The organism is Longimicrobium sp., from assembly GCF_036280135.1.
GTDB lineage: Bacteria > Gemmatimonadota > Gemmatimonadetes > Longimicrobiales > Longimicrobiaceae > Longimicrobium.
Map to the genome: position 1 here is coordinate 1 of NZ_DASURI010000523.1, position 14061 is coordinate 14061.

The following is a 14061-nucleotide window of genomic DNA, read 5'->3' on the forward strand; positions in this document are numbered from 1 at the left end:
CATCAAGCGCCTGATGGACATCGGCTCGTACCGCGGCCTGCGGCACCGCCGTGGCCTGCCGGTGCGTGGGCAGCGTACGCACACCAACGCGCGTACCAAGAAGGGCCCCCGCCGCGCCATCGCCGGCAAGAAGAAGCCGGGCAAGAAGTAAGAAAGTACCAAGGTTCCAAGTGCCCGGTGCCAAGTCAGTCCTGCTTGGTACTCGGCACTTGGTACGTGGCACTTTCCCGTGATCGGCTCCGGCCCCTGGCTGGAGCCGATGACCACTTCGCCGGACCTTCCGGCAAAGAGCCGTACCATACGCGCGGTGGGCCGCGCACCTAACGAGAGAGATTCCAGATGGCCAAGCCGAAGACCGCGGGGCGCCCGAAGGCCAAGCGCCACGTGGAGAGCGAGGGCGTCGCCCACGTGAAGGCGACGTTCAACAACACCATCGTGAGCATCACCGACATGGCCGGCAACTCGGTCGTGTGGGGGAGCGCGGGCAAGGCGGGGTTCAAGGGCTCCAAGAAGAGCACCCCCTTCGCCGCCACGGTGGCCGCCGAGCAGGCCGCCCGCGAGGCGCTGCAGCTGGGCGTGAAGCGCGTGCACGTGTACGTGCAGGGCCCCGGCAGCGGCCGCGAGAGCGCCATCCAGGCGCTGGCCGCCAGCGGCCTGGGCATCCGCAGCATCCGCGACGTGACGCCCATCCCGCACAACGGCTGCCGTCCGCCCAAGAAGCGCCGCGTGTAAGACAGAAGTACCAGGTGCCGGAGTGCCAAGTGCCAAGCGAAGAGACTTCGCACTTGGAACTCGGCACTTGGCACTTGCAGTCCTGGCGTAAACCCTCGCGACCGTCGGGGGGACGAAGCCGAACGAGAGACCCATCAACCGAAACGGTTACAGGAAAATGGCCCGTTATACCGGACCCGTCTGCAAGCTTTGCCGCCGCGAGGGGCAGAAGCTGTTCTTGAAGGGCACCAAGTGCTTTACCGAGAAGTGCCCCGTCGAGCGCCGCCCCTACGCCCCCGGCCAGCATGGCCAGACGGGTGGCGGGCGCCGCAAGAAGGCCAGCGAGTACGCCCACCAGCTGCGCGAGAAGCAGAAGGTGAAGCGCATTTATGGCGTGGCCGAGAAGCCGTTCCGCAACCTGTTCGAGAAGGCCGCGCACCAGACGGGCGTGACGGGTGAGAACCTGCTCGTGGCCCTGGAGAGCCGGCTGGACAACGTGGTGTACCGCATGGGCTTCGGCAGCAGCCGCAAGGAGGCTCGCCAGCTCATTCGCCACCGCCACGTGCAGGTGAACGGCCACCTGGTGGACATCCCCAGCGCGCAGGTGGCGCCGGGCGACGAGGTGCGCATCGCGGCCAAGAGCAAGGACATCCTGCCCGTGCAGGCGTCGCTGGCGGCCAAGACCAAGCCCACCACGGTCGCGTGGCTGGCCGTGGACGAGGGCTCGCGCACCGGCCGCATGGTGAGCCGCCCCACCCGTGCCGACATCCCGCTGGCGGTGCAGGAGCAGCTCATCGTCGAGCTCTACAGCAAGTAAGCGAACGGATGGACCCGACGCGGCGGGCGCGCGCATGGCGCTCCTGCCGCCCGGGTCTTTCCCGCATCCTGTCCACATCCGGGAGGGGACAATCGTGGAACTCGATATTACCGGCTTGCAGATGCCGAACCTGCCCGAGCAGCCTCGGGCGGGGCAGATCGTGCTTCGGCCGCTGGAGCGGGGCTTTGGTCACACGCTGGGCAACACCATGCGCCGCATCCTGCTCAGCAGCCTTCGCGGCGCGGCGGTGTGGGCGTTCCGGTCCGACGGGGTGCTGCACGAGCACCAGACGGTGGCCGGGGTGGTGGAGGACGTGCACGAGATCATCCGCAACCTGAAGTCGCTGGTGCTGCGGATGGACGAGGACGCCGACGAGGCGGTGCTGGAGCTGCGCGCCAACAAGGCGGGCAAGGTGACGGCGCGCAACATCACGGGCCACCCCTCGGTGGACGTGATCAACCCCGACCACCACATCCTGGAGCTGCAGGACGACCGCGACCTGCGCCTGGAGCTGTACGTGAACAAGGGGCGCGGCTACGTGCCCGCCGAGGCGCACCCCATCCCCCGCGGCATGCCGGCGGACCTGGTGCGGGTGGACGCCATCTACAACCCCGTGACGCGCGCCAACTTCGTCGTCGAGGAGACGCGGGTGGGCCAGCGCACGGACTTTGACCGGCTGGTGCTGGAGGTGGAGACCAACGGCGCGCTGGACGTGCCGTCGGCGGTGCAGTACGCGGCGCGGCTGGCCATCGAGCACCTGGCGTTCCTGGCCGGCGGCTCGCCCGAGTGGCGCGCCGACCGCACGTGGGGCGACGGGGGCGGGGCCGGCGCGGCCGTGCCCGCGGGGCGCGCGAGCATCCCGCCGCGCCTGCAGGAGCTGCTCAACCGTCCCATCGAGGACCTGGCCGAGCTCTCCGTGCGCAGCCGCAACTCGCTGCAGAAGGAGAACATCCACACGGTGCGCGACCTGGTTCAGCGCACCGAGCAGCAGATGCTGGCCATCGACAACTTCGGCAAGAAGTCGCTGCAGGAAATCAGCGACTTCCTGGCTGGCCACGGGCTGCGCTTTGGCAGCTCGCTGGAGCAGGACGAGGGCGGCACGCTCTGGTGGGTGGTCCGCGACGAACCCAACAACGAGCAGAACGGGGGCGCCGAGGGCGGTCCCTCCGGGGAGCTGTAATCCAATGAGACACGGTAAGAAGGGCCGCGCGCTCGGCCGCACGTCGGAGCACAAGGAAGCCCTGCTGCGCAACATGGCCATGAGCCTGTTCCGGCACGGCCGCATCGAGACCACCGAGGCCAAGGCCAAGGAGCTTCGTCCGTTCGCGGAGAAGCTGATCACGCTTGCCAAGCGGGGCGACCTGCACAGCAAGCGCCTGGCCGCGCGCCACATCAACGACCGCGACGTGCTGGTGCGCCTGTTCGACGCGATCGGGCCGGCGGCCGCCACGCGCGCCGGTGGCTACACGCGCATCCTCAAGACGGGCTTTCGCCAGGGCGACGGCGCCGAGACGGCGCTGATCGAGCTGGTGGACCGTCCCGCCGAGACGGCCGCCGCCACGCGGTAAGCCGTTCTCGCGGTTCGAGGGTTCTCGATTCCGCACGAAAGACCCCGCGGCTCCTTCAACGGAGCCGCGGGGTTTCTCGCTTAAGCCTACGTTTACGGCAACGGCTTTCTCACGCAGAGCCGCAGAGGACGCAGAGTACTGCGGATCCTGCCGGTTCCATGCTTCCGCGCGGATGGTTCGGCTCCGTCAATTGGAGCGGCGGGGGCTCCGGGACAGCGACGGGCTGCGGTTGAGGCTGATGTCGCCCCGGTACGTGGTGCTGAAGTCCACGTCCACGGTGATGAAGTCGCCGAACGAGTCGTCGCTCTCCGCCCGGAAGGTAGCCCGACCCTCGATCCCCCCGCTGCGCACGTCGCCCAGGTCCAGCGTGCCGCTCACGGAGCCGAACGTCTCACCCGTCCTCAGGTCCTCCACGTACGCCAGCACCCGCCCGTCGAAGTCGTTCTCGTCCTCGATGGTCCAGCGGCCCTCGCGGAAGTCGTCCTCGGAGTCGTAGATCACGACCTGCACGTCTTCCGTGAAGTCCGTCAGCACGATCACGTCGTGCGCGCCCTGCACGAAGGCGTAGCCGGACTCTGCCTGGCCGCGGACGGAGGTGTCCAGAACTCCGGATACCTCGCCCTCGAACTGTCCCCGCGGAAGGCCACCTACGATGGTGCCGCCGTCTCCGTCGCACGCGGCCAGCGACAGGGTCGAGACCAGGGCAACGGCGGAAATCTTCAACGTTTTCACGGTCTTTCTCCAGGATGCGACGTGGATGCGGGGACGGCGCGCGCACCGTCGCGCGCCCGCCGGCCGCGGACTTCTCGGGTTCCAGGGGAGCAACATGGATACCGGCGCGCCGTCATCCCGCGTCCACTGGCGCCGCGCGTGCCTTTCCGTCCGGCGAGGATCTTCGCATCTTGTCCGGAATCGTATTCCCGACGACCTGGCCGCCGCGGCGGCGCATCCTCCGAATCCATCCATGCCCCCCATCACCAAGGGCCAGATCGTCGCGTTCGGCGGCGGCGGCTTTGCCATGGAGCCGGACAACCCGCTCCTGGACGACTACGTGCTGCGCCTGACCGGAAAGCGGCGCCCGCGCGTGTGCCTGATCCCCACCGCCAGCGGCGACAACCAGGCGTGGGTGGACCGCTTTTACGAGGTGTTCGACGAGGACCGCTGCGAGCCCTCGCACCTCACGCTCTTCAACCGTTCCGTGGAGGACCTGTACGCGTTCCTGCGCGAGCAGGACGTGCTCTACGTAGGCGGCGGCAACACGGTGAACCTCCTGGCCGTGTGGCGCGCGCAGGGCTTGGCGGACGTGCTGCCGCGGCTGCTTGCCGAGGGCGTGATCGCCTGCGGGGTGAGCGCCGGCGGGCTGTGCTGGTTCGAGCGCGGCATCACGGACTCGTACGGGCCCGGGCTCAACCCGCTGAACAACGGGCTGGGCTTCCTGCCCGGCAGCTTTTGCCCGCACTACGACAGCGACCCGCGCCGCCCGTTCGCGTTCAACGGGTTCGTGGCCTCCACGGGGCAGCCCGGGCTGGCCGCGGAAGACGGCGTGGGGCTGCACTACGTGGACGGCCGCCTGGAGCGCGTCGTCTCGTCGCGGCCGGCGGCGCTGGCGTGGCGGGTGGAGCCGGACGGCGACGACGCGCGCGCCACCATCGTGCAGCCGGAGTACCTGGGCGGGACGTCGTAGGCGATGCGCGATTCGGCCGATGCGCGATGCGTCGACGCATGGAGGATCGGGTACGGGATGATTGGATGGACGGGGCGGCCGGGCTCGATCGAGCCCGGCCGTCTCGCGTTCGGGGCTGATGGCGCCTAGTTTCTTGCGCCGCCAGCGAAGCGTATAACGCAGACCTCCAGACAAGCGAATGAATTCGCCGCTGGAAAGGCACGAAGTCCGCCTGCGCGGACTGCGGGGCGGCATCGCGCGCGCTGGCGACGTTCGTGATCCGCATCAACCGAACCCGAGTCGAAACCTGTTGGCATCCCGCGCACCTGATCACGACGCACGCTCGCTCCTGCTGCGGCTGGAGGCGCGCCGGCTCGCGGACCCGTTTCGGCATCCGCGCGTGGGGGCGTGGATCGGCGTGGGGCTGCCGGCGGCCCTGGGCATCGCCGCGCTGTGGTTGGGCGCGGATTCCGTGCGGCCGGACCCGCAGGACGGCGACGGGGCCATCGGCCTGGGGCTGCTGATCTCGGCACCCATCGCGTTCTGGGCGTATCCCATCCTCTTTCGGCCGGGCGACGACGCGCTGCTGCGGCGGCTGGGCATCCCCGCGCGCGCGTCGTACGGGCTGCGCGCCACGCGGCTGGCGGCGCTGGCGCTGCTCGTCGTCCTGCTCGCGCTGGTGCCGTACGCGGCGACGGGGACGCTGGGCGCGCTGCCCGTCGCGCTGGTGCTGGCGGCGGCGCTCACGGGATGGGGGATGTCGCTCTCGGCGCTCAGCGGGGCGGCGGAACGCGTGGCGCTGCCGGGGCGCGGCCTGGAGCTGACGTCGCGGATGATGGGACCCGATCCCGAGCTGGCGCGCGCCGGGCCGCTCGTGTGGGCGCCGCTCAAGCCTGTGATCGTCGCGGCGCTCGCCACGCGGATGGTGCTGGTCCCGGCGCTGCCGGCGTTCGCTTGGGTGGCGGGCTTCACCGTCGCGGCGGCCCTGCTGGCGATGCTGGGTGCGCGGCGGTTCGAGCGCGCTGCGCCGCGCTTTGGGCCGCAGGCCGCGGAGATGGCCTACGCGCCGCCGCCGGACGCGGGGGACGCGGGACTCGTCATCGGACGGGGGCTCGCGGCGGTGCTGCCGTCGCGTGCGGGGGCCGTGCGCGCACGGGACGCGGCCGTCGTGGGGCGCCGCTTTCGCTGGGCTGGGCGCGTGGCGTGGCCCGTCTCCCTCGTCTGCGTGCTGGCGCTGCTGCGCGCGGGGGAGCGCACGGAGGTGCAGGGCTGGGTGGCGTTCGCCGGCGCGCTGGTGCTGGCCATGCAGGCCATGGCCGTCATCGGGCTGGGGCGGATGGAGCGCGGGGGGATGCGCTGGCTGGACCGCGCGGCCGGCCTGGGCGCGGCGGACCGGCTGCTGGGGCGCTGGGCGGCGGCGTTCGGGATGGCCCTGGCGCTGGTGGTGCCGGTGGGGATGGTGTGGGGATTGATCGTGCCGGGGAGCACGGGGTGGCTCTGGCCCGCCGCAGCGGCGGGGAGCGCGGCCGTGGCCTCCGCGGCGTCCTTGGCGGCGGCGGGGCGATGACGACGATGGACGGAGTGCCGCCGCTGGCGGTGGAGGGGCTGCGCAAGGCGTACCGGCGCGGCGTGGTGCTGAACGAAGTGTCGTTCGCGCTGCGGCCGGGCGAGGCCGTGGCCCTGCTGGGCAGCAACGGGGCGGGGAAGAGCACGCTGCTGGGCTGCGTGACGGGCGACCGCCTGCCGGACCGCGGCACGGTGCGCCTGTGCGGGCACGATCCCTTCAAGGACCCCGTCGCGGCGGCGGGGTGTATCGGCTTCGTCCCGGAAACGCCGTTCCTGTACGGGGAGCTGACCGTCGGCGAGTTCCTGCAGTTCGTCGCGGCCGCGCGGCGGATGGACGCCTCCGCCGCACGCGCCGAGTGCGGCCGGCTGCTGGACCTGCTGGGGCTCACGGGCGCGGAAGGGACGCTGTGCCGCGAGCTTTCGCAGGGGATGGGGCGCAAGACGGCCATCATCGCGGCGCTGCTGCACCGCCCGCGCGCCCTGCTGCTGGACGAGGCGCTCAATGGCCTGGACCGCACGTCCGCCGAGCGCCTGGTGGCCGAGCTGGATGCGCGCCGCGCGGAGGGCGCCGCGGTGCTGATCAGCAGCCACGACCTGGACTTCATCGGCGCGTGGTGCGGGCGCGGGCTGCTGCTGCGCCCCGGCGGACGCTGGGCCACGCTGGACGGCGAGGCGTGGGAGGCGTGGCGCCGCGCGCCGTCGCTGACGTACGAGCTAGAGGATGCGCGAGAGTAGCCGATCGCGGCGGGCCGGGAGGAGTCGGTGAGGATCGAGCGCAGGGCCCGTCGCTGCGCGACGGGGGGCCCTCTCCCCCGACCTCCTTTTGCTCGTTCCTCGCAACGTCGGTCGACCCCTCCCCCAACTTCGGGGGAGGGGTTGGCGAGAGGGGGAGATCCTGCACCGGGGGCGAAGCAAGCGTAAGCGCAGTTCTCCCCCTCCCCCGCGAAGCGGGGGCCGGGGGGTGGGGGCCCTCGGCGGGCGGTAGATACTCCACCATCCCGCACGAGGCCGGCGGTCCGGTCCGTCGCGTGAGGGATGCGCGCCCGGAGGGCCGAGACGCCGGAGCAGGACGGCACAGCTGTATCGTGCCGGCATGCGGAGGGGGCTCGGCGCCGTTGGGCACAGTTGTACCGTGCCCTACGGCGCGCGCAGCCCGGCCCGGAGCGCAGCGGAGGGACACGCCCGAATCCTGCAGTTCCCGATGTTCAACAATCATCCCGTGACGGGCGGCGACACGCGCGTCGGCACGGGATGCGGATGATCTCCGAGGAGGCGGTATGCTCAAGCGATGGACGACGTTGCCCGTGCTGGCCCTGCTGGTGCTTTCCCAGGCCTGCACCGGCTTTCGCAGGCCCACGATCGAGATGGAGGGCGTGGAGCTGGGGAGCGTGGGGCTCACCGGCGGCACCCTGCTGGTGAACCTGCGCGTGGAGAACCCCAACGCCATCGGCTTTCGGGCCGAGGACCTGAAGTACGACCTGTTCCTGCGCCAGCCCGGCCAGAACGCCGCCAGCGAGGACGGCTGGGAGCGGCTCACGGGCGGCACGTACGAGGAGGACATCGTCATCCGCGCCCGCGAGACGAAGACGGTGCAGATCCCCGTGAACTTTCGCCTGACGGACCTGGGGCCGGCGGCCTCGTCCGTGCTGCGCACGGGACGATTCGACTACCGCGTGACGGGCACGGTGAACGTGCGCGCGGCGGGGACGCGCCGCGAGGTGCCGTTCCGCAAGACGGGCTCGATGTCGCTCACCGGCGGCCTGGGCAGATGACCATCGTCCGGCTGCAGAACGCGGGCAAGCAGTACGGCGACCGCTGGGTATTCCGCAACGTCTCGTTCACCATCGGCGCGCGGGAGCGCTGGGGCGTCGTGGGCCGCAACGGCGTGGGCAAGACCACGCTGCTGCGCGCCATCACGGGCGAAGGCGAGCTGACGGAGGGCGACGCGTGGCTCCATCCCGGGCTGCGCTTTACCCTGCTGCGCCAGAACCGCGGCGAGCAGAGCGCGGCCACGGTGCACGAGGCGGCCCTGGAGCCGTTCGCGGAACTGGTGGCCATGGAGGCGCGCATCAACCGCGAGCTGGAGCAGCTGGGCGAGGCGAAGGACGCGGCGGAGGCGGAGCGCCTGCTCAAGTCGTACGACCGGCACGTGGAGGAATTCCGGCGCCGCGGCGGATACGAGATGCGCTCGCGTGCCGACGCCACGCTGGAGGGCCTGGGCTTTCCCCCGGAGACGTGGGAAAAGCCCATCCGCGCGCTTTCCGGCGGCGAGCTGGGCCGCCTGCGCCTGGTGCAGACGCTGCTGTACCAGCCCGACGTGCTGCTGCTGGACGAGCCGACGAACCACCTGGACCTGCGCTCCACGGAGTGGCTGGAGGAGTTCATCCGCGGCTACCCGGGCACGGTGCTGCTCGTCAGTCACGACCGCGTGTTCCTGGAGCGCCTGGCCGACCACGTGCTGCACCTGGAAGAGGGGACGGCGTACGCGTACACGGGCGGCTACGAGAGCTTCCTGGACCAGCGCGAGGCCCGGCGCGAGCTGCAGCGCAAGCAGTTCGAGCAGCAGCAGGCCATGATCGCGCGGACGGAGGACTTCATCCGCCGCAACGTGGCCGGGCAAAAGACCAAGCAGGCCAAGAGCCGCCGCACGCTGCTCAGCCGGATGGAGCGCATCGCGGCGGTGGGCGGCGACGAAAAGGCCATGGCCCTGCGCTTTGCGTCCGGCGGGCGCAGCGGCGGCGTGGTGATGCGCCTGGACGGCGTGCAGTGCGCGTACGGCGACCGCGTGCTCTTTGCCCCGTTCTCGGCCGAGGTGTCGCGGACGGAGCGCATTGCCATCGTGGGCCCCAACGGCTGCGGCAAGTCCACGCTCATGCGCGTCCTGGCCGGCGTGGGCGAGGCCCGGCGCGGCTCGGTGACCATGGGCACGGGGGTGCGCACGGCGTACTACCGGCAGGACTTCACGCACCTGAACCCGGACCACAAGGTGCGCGAGGCCGTGGCCGAGGCCGCGCCGTCGCTGACCTTTCCGGAGCTGCGCAACCACCTGGGCCGGTTCCTGTTCAGCGGCGACGAGCAGGAGGCGCGCGTGGGCGACCTGTCCGGCGGCGAGCAGGCGCGCGTGGCGCTGGCCCGCATCACCCTGCAGAAGGCCAACCTGCTGCTGCTGGACGAGCCCACGAACCACCTGGACATCGAGAGCCGGGAGGTGCTGGAGGAGGCGCTGGAGGGCTACGACGGCACGGTGATCCTCATCTCCCACGACCGGGCCATGCTGTCCGCCGTCTCCACGCGCGTGTGGGCGTGGGAGGACGGGCGGTTCGTGGACTACCCCGGCGGCTTTGACGAGTGGCTGGAGTGGAGCGCGCGCCGCAAGGCCGAGTCCGCCGCCAACGCCGCCCTCGCCCGCGTCGCGGAGCCGAAAGCCGGCGCGTTGACCGCGTCCGGCGCGGGCGCGAACGGGGCCAGGACGTCGGCGCTGTCCAAGAACGAGATCCGCCGGCGCGAGCGGGAGATGGAGGAGCTGGAGGCGCGCATCCAGGAGACGGAGGCGCGCATCGGCGAGATCGAGACGTCGCTGGGCGACCCCGCGCTGTACGCCGCCGGCGCGGACCCGGCGCGTCCCGCGGCCCTGGCCACGGAGCGCGACACGCTGCAGGCCCGGCTTGCCGAGGCGTACGCCGCCTGGGAGAGGGTAGGCGAGGAGCTGGCCGGCGTGTAGATTCGACGCACACGCGCCTCGAACGACACGCTGACGGAGCGAGCGATGAACCTCGTCATCGAAATCGAACGCGAAGCAGATGGGCGATGGATCGCGGAAATGCCCGGGCTCGCGGGTGTGATCGTCTACGGTGAGACCCGGGCCGTAGCCATGCGAAAGGTGAGGGATCTCGCCATCGCGGTGATCGCGGATCGCAGGACGCATGGGGAGGGCGACTCGCGTCCGAGCACCGCGAGCCCCGACCTCGATTTCGGAGGAGGAGAATCGTGAACGTCGTCATCCCTGATGATCTTGCCGCGTCCGCGGGGCTGACGGAGGCGGATGCCCGCGCGGAGCTGGCCGTTGCCCTGTATCAGCGTGAACGCCTCACGCTGGCGCAGGCCGCGCGGTTCGCGGGCGTGGACCGGATCGCGTTCCATCGGCTCCTTGCCGAGCACGAGGTGCCGCTCAACTACGACTTCTCCGACTTCCAGCAGGACCTCGCGTCGCTCCGCAGCCTTGGCCGCCTGTGATCGTCGTCAGCGACGCATCTCCGCTGGTGGCACTGAGCGCGGTGGACAAACTGGACCTGCTCCCGGCGTTGTACGGCGAAGTCGTCATTCCGGATGCCGTGTACCGCGAAGTAGTCAGCGACGGGGTAGGCCAGCCAGGACACGAGGCACGTGCGGCCGCAACCGTGGCTGCGGGTTGAAGCGCTGACGGATCGCACGCTTGCGGACCAGTTCGCGGAGAAGCTGGAGTCGGGCGAGGCTGAAGCAATCGCGCTGGCTGTGCAGCTCGCGGCCGAACTGCTGCTGGTAGACGAGCGCAAGGCGCGGCAGATTGCGCAGGGTTTGGGGATCAGGATCACGGGTGTGCTCGGCATTCTCGTCGAAGCCAAGCAGCGTGGCCTGATCTCCAGCGTGAAGGAAGTCGTGGACCCGATCATGGACACGATTGACTTTCGTCTAAGCTCGGCCGTGTACGAGCAGGTTCTAAGTGCACTCGGAGAGCTTTAGCTCAACGGAGATACAGCCATAAACACGCGAGATCTGATCGAGCTGGCGGCGCCGGTGGAGCGGGCGGTACTGGTGGGCGCGCCGCCCAAGTCGCAGCCCGCCGAAGTCACCGAGGAGCACCTGCAGGAGCTGGAGCGCCTGGCCGACACCGCCGGCGTGGAGGTACTGGACAGCTTTGTCCAGCGCCTGGACCATCCGCATCCCAAGTTCTTCATCGGCGAGGGCAAGGCGGAGGAGCTCAAGCAGTTCGTGGCGGAGCACGATGCCACGCTCATCCTGTTCGACGACGAGCTGTCGCCGGCGCAGGGGCGCAACCTGGAGCGCGTCGTCGGTACGCGCATCATGGACCGCGCGGAGCTCATCCTGGACATCTTTGCCACGCGCGCCCGCACCAGCGAGGCCCGCGCGCAGGTGGAGCTGGCGCAGCTGCAGTACATGCGGCCGCGCCTGACGCGCATGTGGAGCCACCTTTCGCGCTCGCGGTCCGGCCCCGGCATGCGCGGCCCCGGCGAAACGCAGCTGGAGACGGACCGCCGGCTGGTGGACCACCGCATCGCGCGGCTCAAGGGCGAGCTGGAGCACATCGCCCGGCAGCGGCACACGCAGCGCAAGAGCCGCGAGGGCCAGCTGCGCGCGTCGCTCGTGGGCTACACCAACGCGGGCAAGTCGTCCATCCTGCGCAAGATGAGCGGGACGGAGGTGTTCGTGGAGGACCGCCTGTTCGCCACGCTGGACCCCACCACGCGCGCCATCGACGTGGGCGAGGGCTCGGAGGTGCTGCTGACGGACACGGTGGGCTTCATCCGCAAGCTGCCGCACCACTTGGTCGCCAGCTTTCGCGCGACGCTGGAGGAGGCGGCGGAGGCGGACCTGCTGCTTCACACCATCGACGCGTCGCACCACGCGTGGGAGGAGCAGCTGGAGGTGGTGCGCGAGGTGCTCTCGGACCTGGAGCTGCGCGAGCGGCCGACGGTGCTCGTCTTCAACAAGACGGACCGGCTGACGCACGACGAGGAGCAGGCGCTGCGGGAGCGCACGTTCCCGGAGCCCTCCATCTTCGTCAACACCATCGAGGAGGGGGGGCTGGAGCCGCTGCGCGAGCTGCTGCACGAGGCCGTGCGCAAGGTGCGCCCGGACGTGCGGCTCACGCTTTCGTCCACGCAGGGCGGGCTGCTGGCGGAGATCTACCGCGACGGCGAGGTGCTGGAGCGCGAGGACCACGGCACGGAGATCCACCTGCGCGCCCGCCTGCCCAGCGCGTCACTGGGCCGCCTGAAGAGCCGCGGCGTGAAGGTGTATGGCGGATGAGTATGGCGCTGCACAGGCCGTGCAGTCGGGGGGCGTCCCGGGGATGCCCCCCGCGGTCGTTTACCTGGTACAGCACGCGCGGCCCAAGGATGAGGACAACGAGGACATCAAGCTGATCGGCATCTACTCCACGCGCGAGCGGGCGGAGGCGGCTGTGGCGCGCGCGCTCCTGCAGCCGGGGTTCCGCGACTGGCCGGACGAGTTCCACATTGGTTCCATCCCGCTGGACCGGGACCACTGGACGGAAGGATTCGTGACCATCCGCTGGGAGGACATTCCCGAGGAGCATCCCTCGTGACCCCCGTCGTGCCCGAGCCCGTCGCGGCGCACCTGTGGATCGTGGGCGCGGGGCGGACGGGGCTGTCGCTGGCCCTGCGGCTCCACCGCGCGCACGCCGTCCCCGCCATGACCGTCACGGGCCGGAAGCCGAAGACGCCGCCCCACCCCATGTTCAAGGGCCGTCCGTCCGCCGCGCGGTACCGCAGCGCGATCGAGCGGCCGGACCCGGATCCCGATGCCATCGTCATCGCCGTGCCGGATGGCGCCATCGACGAGGTGGCGGACCGGCTGGCGACGCTCGGCCTGCCGACATCCATCCCCGTGCTGCACACGAGCGGCAGCCGGTCCGTGGACGTGCTGCGGGCCCTGGCGGAGCGTGGCCATCCCGTGGGGTCCGTGCATCCGCTGGCAGCGCTGGCGGACCCCATCTCCGGCGCGGACCGGCTGGCGGGCGCCACGTGGGGCGTGGAGGGCGAGGGCGCCGCGCGGGCGCTGGCGGAGCGCATCATCCACGCGTGCGGCGGGCGGGCGCTGCCCATCGCGCCGGGCGGAAAGCCCAGCTACCACGCGGCGGCCGTCTTTGCCTCCAACTACGCCGTCGTGCTGCTGGCCGTGGCGGAGCGGCTGATGGAGGAGGCGGGGGTGCACGCGGAGGACGCGCGGCCGGCCCTGGCGGGGCTGGCGGCCGGCGCCGTGGAGAACCTGGCCGCGCGGGGGCCGGCGGCGGCGCTCACGGGCCCCATCCTGCGCGGGGACGAGGAGACGGTGGCCCTGCACCTGGCCCGGTTGTCGGCGGACGAGCGGGCGCTATATTGCCTGCTGGGCCGCGAGGCCCTGCGGCTGGCGCGGTCCGCCGGGCTGGACGCCGCCGCCGCGGACCGCATTGAGCACCTGCTGGGGGAGGGGCGGTGAGGCTCTACGTCAACATCGATCACGTCGCCACCGTGCGCCAGGCGCGCGGCACGGACGAGCCGGACCCCGTGCGCGCCGCCGTGCTGGCGGAGCTGGGCGGGGCGGACGGCATCACCATCCACCTGCGCGAGGACCGGCGCCACATCCAGGACCGCGACGTGGGCCTGCTGATGCAGACGGCGCGCACGGTGGTCAACCTGGAGCTGGCCGCCGCGTCGGACGTGCTGGCGCTGGCGGAAGAATGGCGCCCGCACCAGGCCACGCTCGTCCCCGAGCGCCGCGAGGAGGTGACGACGGAAGGCGGGCTCACCTTCAGCCAGGCCACGCGTGGCGGGCTGGGCGACGCCGTGCGCCGGCTGAAGGAGGCGGGCATCCGCACGTCGCTCTTTATCGACCCCGATCCGGAGTCCGTGCGCGCGTCGCTGGACCTGGGCGCCGAGGCCATCGAGCTGCACACGGGCGAGTACGCCAACACGCGCGGGGCGGAGCGCGACGCCCAGCTGGGCCGCCTTCGCCGC

18 protein-coding genes are annotated in these 14061 nt (G+C 71.2%); 17 read left to right on the plus strand and 1 reads right to left on the minus strand.

Going from position 1 to position 14061, the window contains the following annotated elements:
• The 5 genes from rpsM to rplQ form a co-directional block, all read left to right on the plus strand.
• Positions 1–151: 30S ribosomal protein S13 (gene rpsM / locus VFZ20_RS16875; RefSeq protein ID WP_329685101.1), on the plus strand; the 151-nt coding region annotated here is incomplete at its 5' end.
• Between the two features lie 188 nt (positions 152–339).
• Positions 340–732 (plus strand): 30S ribosomal protein S11, encoded by a 393-nt coding sequence (rpsK, locus tag VFZ20_RS16880; RefSeq protein ID WP_329685084.1) that lies wholly within the window; start codon positions 340–342, stop codon positions 730–732.
• Positions 733–889: 157 nt separating this feature from the next.
• Positions 890–1528, plus strand: a complete 639-nt coding sequence (gene rpsD, locus VFZ20_RS16885; RefSeq protein ID WP_329685085.1) for a 30S ribosomal protein S4 — start codon at positions 890–892, stop codon at positions 1526–1528.
• Positions 1529–1649: 121 nt separating this feature from the next.
• Positions 1650–2708 carry a DNA-directed RNA polymerase subunit alpha gene (locus tag VFZ20_RS16890; protein ID WP_329685086.1) on the plus strand — a complete coding sequence of 353 codons (1059 nt, stop codon included), beginning with the start codon at positions 1650–1652 and terminating at the stop codon, positions 2706–2708.
• Between the two features lie 4 nt (positions 2709–2712).
• Positions 2713–3096, plus strand: a complete 384-nt coding sequence (gene rplQ / locus VFZ20_RS16895) for a 50S ribosomal protein L17 (protein WP_329685087.1) — start codon at positions 2713–2715, stop codon at positions 3094–3096.
• Between the two features lie 186 nt (positions 3097–3282).
• Here rplQ and VFZ20_RS16900 read toward each other — a convergent pair whose 3' ends face one another.
• Positions 3283–3828, minus strand: a complete 546-nt coding sequence (locus VFZ20_RS16900) for a hypothetical protein (RefSeq protein WP_329685088.1) — start codon at positions 3826–3828, stop codon at positions 3283–3285.
• Positions 3829–4060: 232 nt separating this feature from the next.
• Between VFZ20_RS16900 and VFZ20_RS16905 the strand changes: the two genes are divergently transcribed.
• The 12 genes from VFZ20_RS16905 to VFZ20_RS16960 all read left to right on the plus strand — a co-directional run.
• Entirely contained in the window at positions 4061–4780 is a 720-nt protein-coding gene (locus VFZ20_RS16905) for a peptidase E (protein ID WP_329685089.1), read from the plus strand.
• 289 nt (positions 4781–5069) lie between these two features.
• Positions 5070–6326 carry a hypothetical protein gene (locus VFZ20_RS16910; protein ID WP_329685090.1) on the plus strand — a complete coding sequence of 419 codons (1257 nt, stop codon included), beginning with the start codon at positions 5070–5072 and terminating at the stop codon, positions 6324–6326.
• Entirely contained in the window at positions 6323–7060 is a 738-nt protein-coding gene (locus tag VFZ20_RS16915) for an ABC transporter ATP-binding protein (protein ID WP_329685091.1), read from the plus strand. The genes VFZ20_RS16910 and VFZ20_RS16915 overlap by 4 nt, the downstream gene beginning before the upstream one ends.
• 542 nt (positions 7061–7602) lie before the next feature.
• Positions 7603–8097: an LEA type 2 family protein gene (locus VFZ20_RS16920; RefSeq protein ID WP_329685092.1), complete on the plus strand. Its 495-nt coding sequence runs from the start codon at positions 7603–7605 to the stop codon at positions 8095–8097.
• A complete protein-coding gene (locus VFZ20_RS16925; protein WP_329685093.1) occupies positions 8094–10046 on the plus strand; it encodes an ABC-F family ATP-binding cassette domain-containing protein in 1953 nt (650 codons plus the stop codon). Before VFZ20_RS16920 ends, VFZ20_RS16925 begins: the two co-directional genes overlap by 4 nt.
• A 45-nt stretch (positions 10047–10091) precedes the next feature.
• A complete protein-coding gene (locus tag VFZ20_RS16930; RefSeq protein WP_329685094.1) occupies positions 10092–10316 on the plus strand; it encodes a hypothetical protein in 225 nt (74 codons plus the stop codon).
• Positions 10313–10558: a UPF0175 family protein gene (locus tag VFZ20_RS16935; protein ID WP_329685095.1), complete on the plus strand. Its 246-nt coding sequence runs from the start codon at positions 10313–10315 to the stop codon at positions 10556–10558. The genes VFZ20_RS16930 and VFZ20_RS16935 overlap by 4 nt, the downstream gene beginning before the upstream one ends.
• A gap of 150 nt (positions 10559–10708) precedes the next feature.
• Positions 10709–11044 (plus strand): DUF3368 domain-containing protein, encoded by a 336-nt coding sequence (locus VFZ20_RS16940; RefSeq protein ID WP_329685096.1) that lies wholly within the window; start codon positions 10709–10711, stop codon positions 11042–11044.
• Positions 11045–11098: 54 nt separating this feature from the next.
• A complete protein-coding gene (gene hflX, locus VFZ20_RS16945; protein WP_329685097.1) occupies positions 11099–12352 on the plus strand; it encodes a GTPase HflX in 1254 nt (417 codons plus the stop codon).
• Positions 12353–12395: 43 nt separating this feature from the next.
• The gene (locus VFZ20_RS16950; protein WP_329685098.1) at positions 12396–12650 is read left to right on the plus strand and encodes a DUF7336 domain-containing protein; all 255 of its coding nucleotides are present in this window, start codon (positions 12396–12398) and stop codon (positions 12648–12650) included.
• A complete protein-coding gene (locus VFZ20_RS16955) occupies positions 12647–13543 on the plus strand; it encodes a Rossmann-like and DUF2520 domain-containing protein (protein WP_329685099.1) in 897 nt (298 codons plus the stop codon). The genes VFZ20_RS16950 and VFZ20_RS16955 overlap by 4 nt, the downstream gene beginning before the upstream one ends.
• On the plus strand, positions 13540–14061 hold a 522-nt coding region (locus tag VFZ20_RS16960), incomplete at its 3' end, for a pyridoxine 5'-phosphate synthase (RefSeq protein ID WP_329685100.1). The genes VFZ20_RS16955 and VFZ20_RS16960, both read left to right, overlap by 4 nt.

Coding starts and splice junctions, on each gene's coding strand:
- VFZ20_RS16925 (WP_329685093.1), top strand. CDS start 8,094: ATGACCATCGTCCGGCTGCAGAACGCGGGCAAGCAGTACGGCGACCGC.
- VFZ20_RS16890 (WP_329685086.1), top strand. CDS start 1,650: ATGCCGAACCTGCCCGAGCAGCCTCGGGCGGGGCAGATCGTGCTTCGG.
- rpsK (WP_329685084.1), top strand. CDS start 340: ATGGCCAAGCCGAAGACCGCGGGGCGCCCGAAGGCCAAGCGCCACGTG.
- VFZ20_RS16930 (WP_329685094.1), top strand. CDS start 10,092: ATGAACCTCGTCATCGAAATCGAACGCGAAGCAGATGGGCGATGGATC.
- rplQ (WP_329685087.1), top strand. CDS start 2,713: ATGAGACACGGTAAGAAGGGCCGCGCGCTCGGCCGCACGTCGGAGCAC.
- rpsD (WP_329685085.1), top strand. CDS start 890: ATGGCCCGTTATACCGGACCCGTCTGCAAGCTTTGCCGCCGCGAGGGG.
- VFZ20_RS16905 (WP_329685089.1), top strand. CDS start 4,061: ATGCCCCCCATCACCAAGGGCCAGATCGTCGCGTTCGGCGGCGGCGGC.
- VFZ20_RS16920 (WP_329685092.1), top strand. CDS start 7,603: ATGCTCAAGCGATGGACGACGTTGCCCGTGCTGGCCCTGCTGGTGCTT.
- VFZ20_RS16950 (WP_329685098.1), top strand. CDS start 12,396: ATGCCCCCCGCGGTCGTTTACCTGGTACAGCACGCGCGGCCCAAGGAT.
- VFZ20_RS16915 (WP_329685091.1), top strand. CDS start 6,323: ATGACGACGATGGACGGAGTGCCGCCGCTGGCGGTGGAGGGGCTGCGC.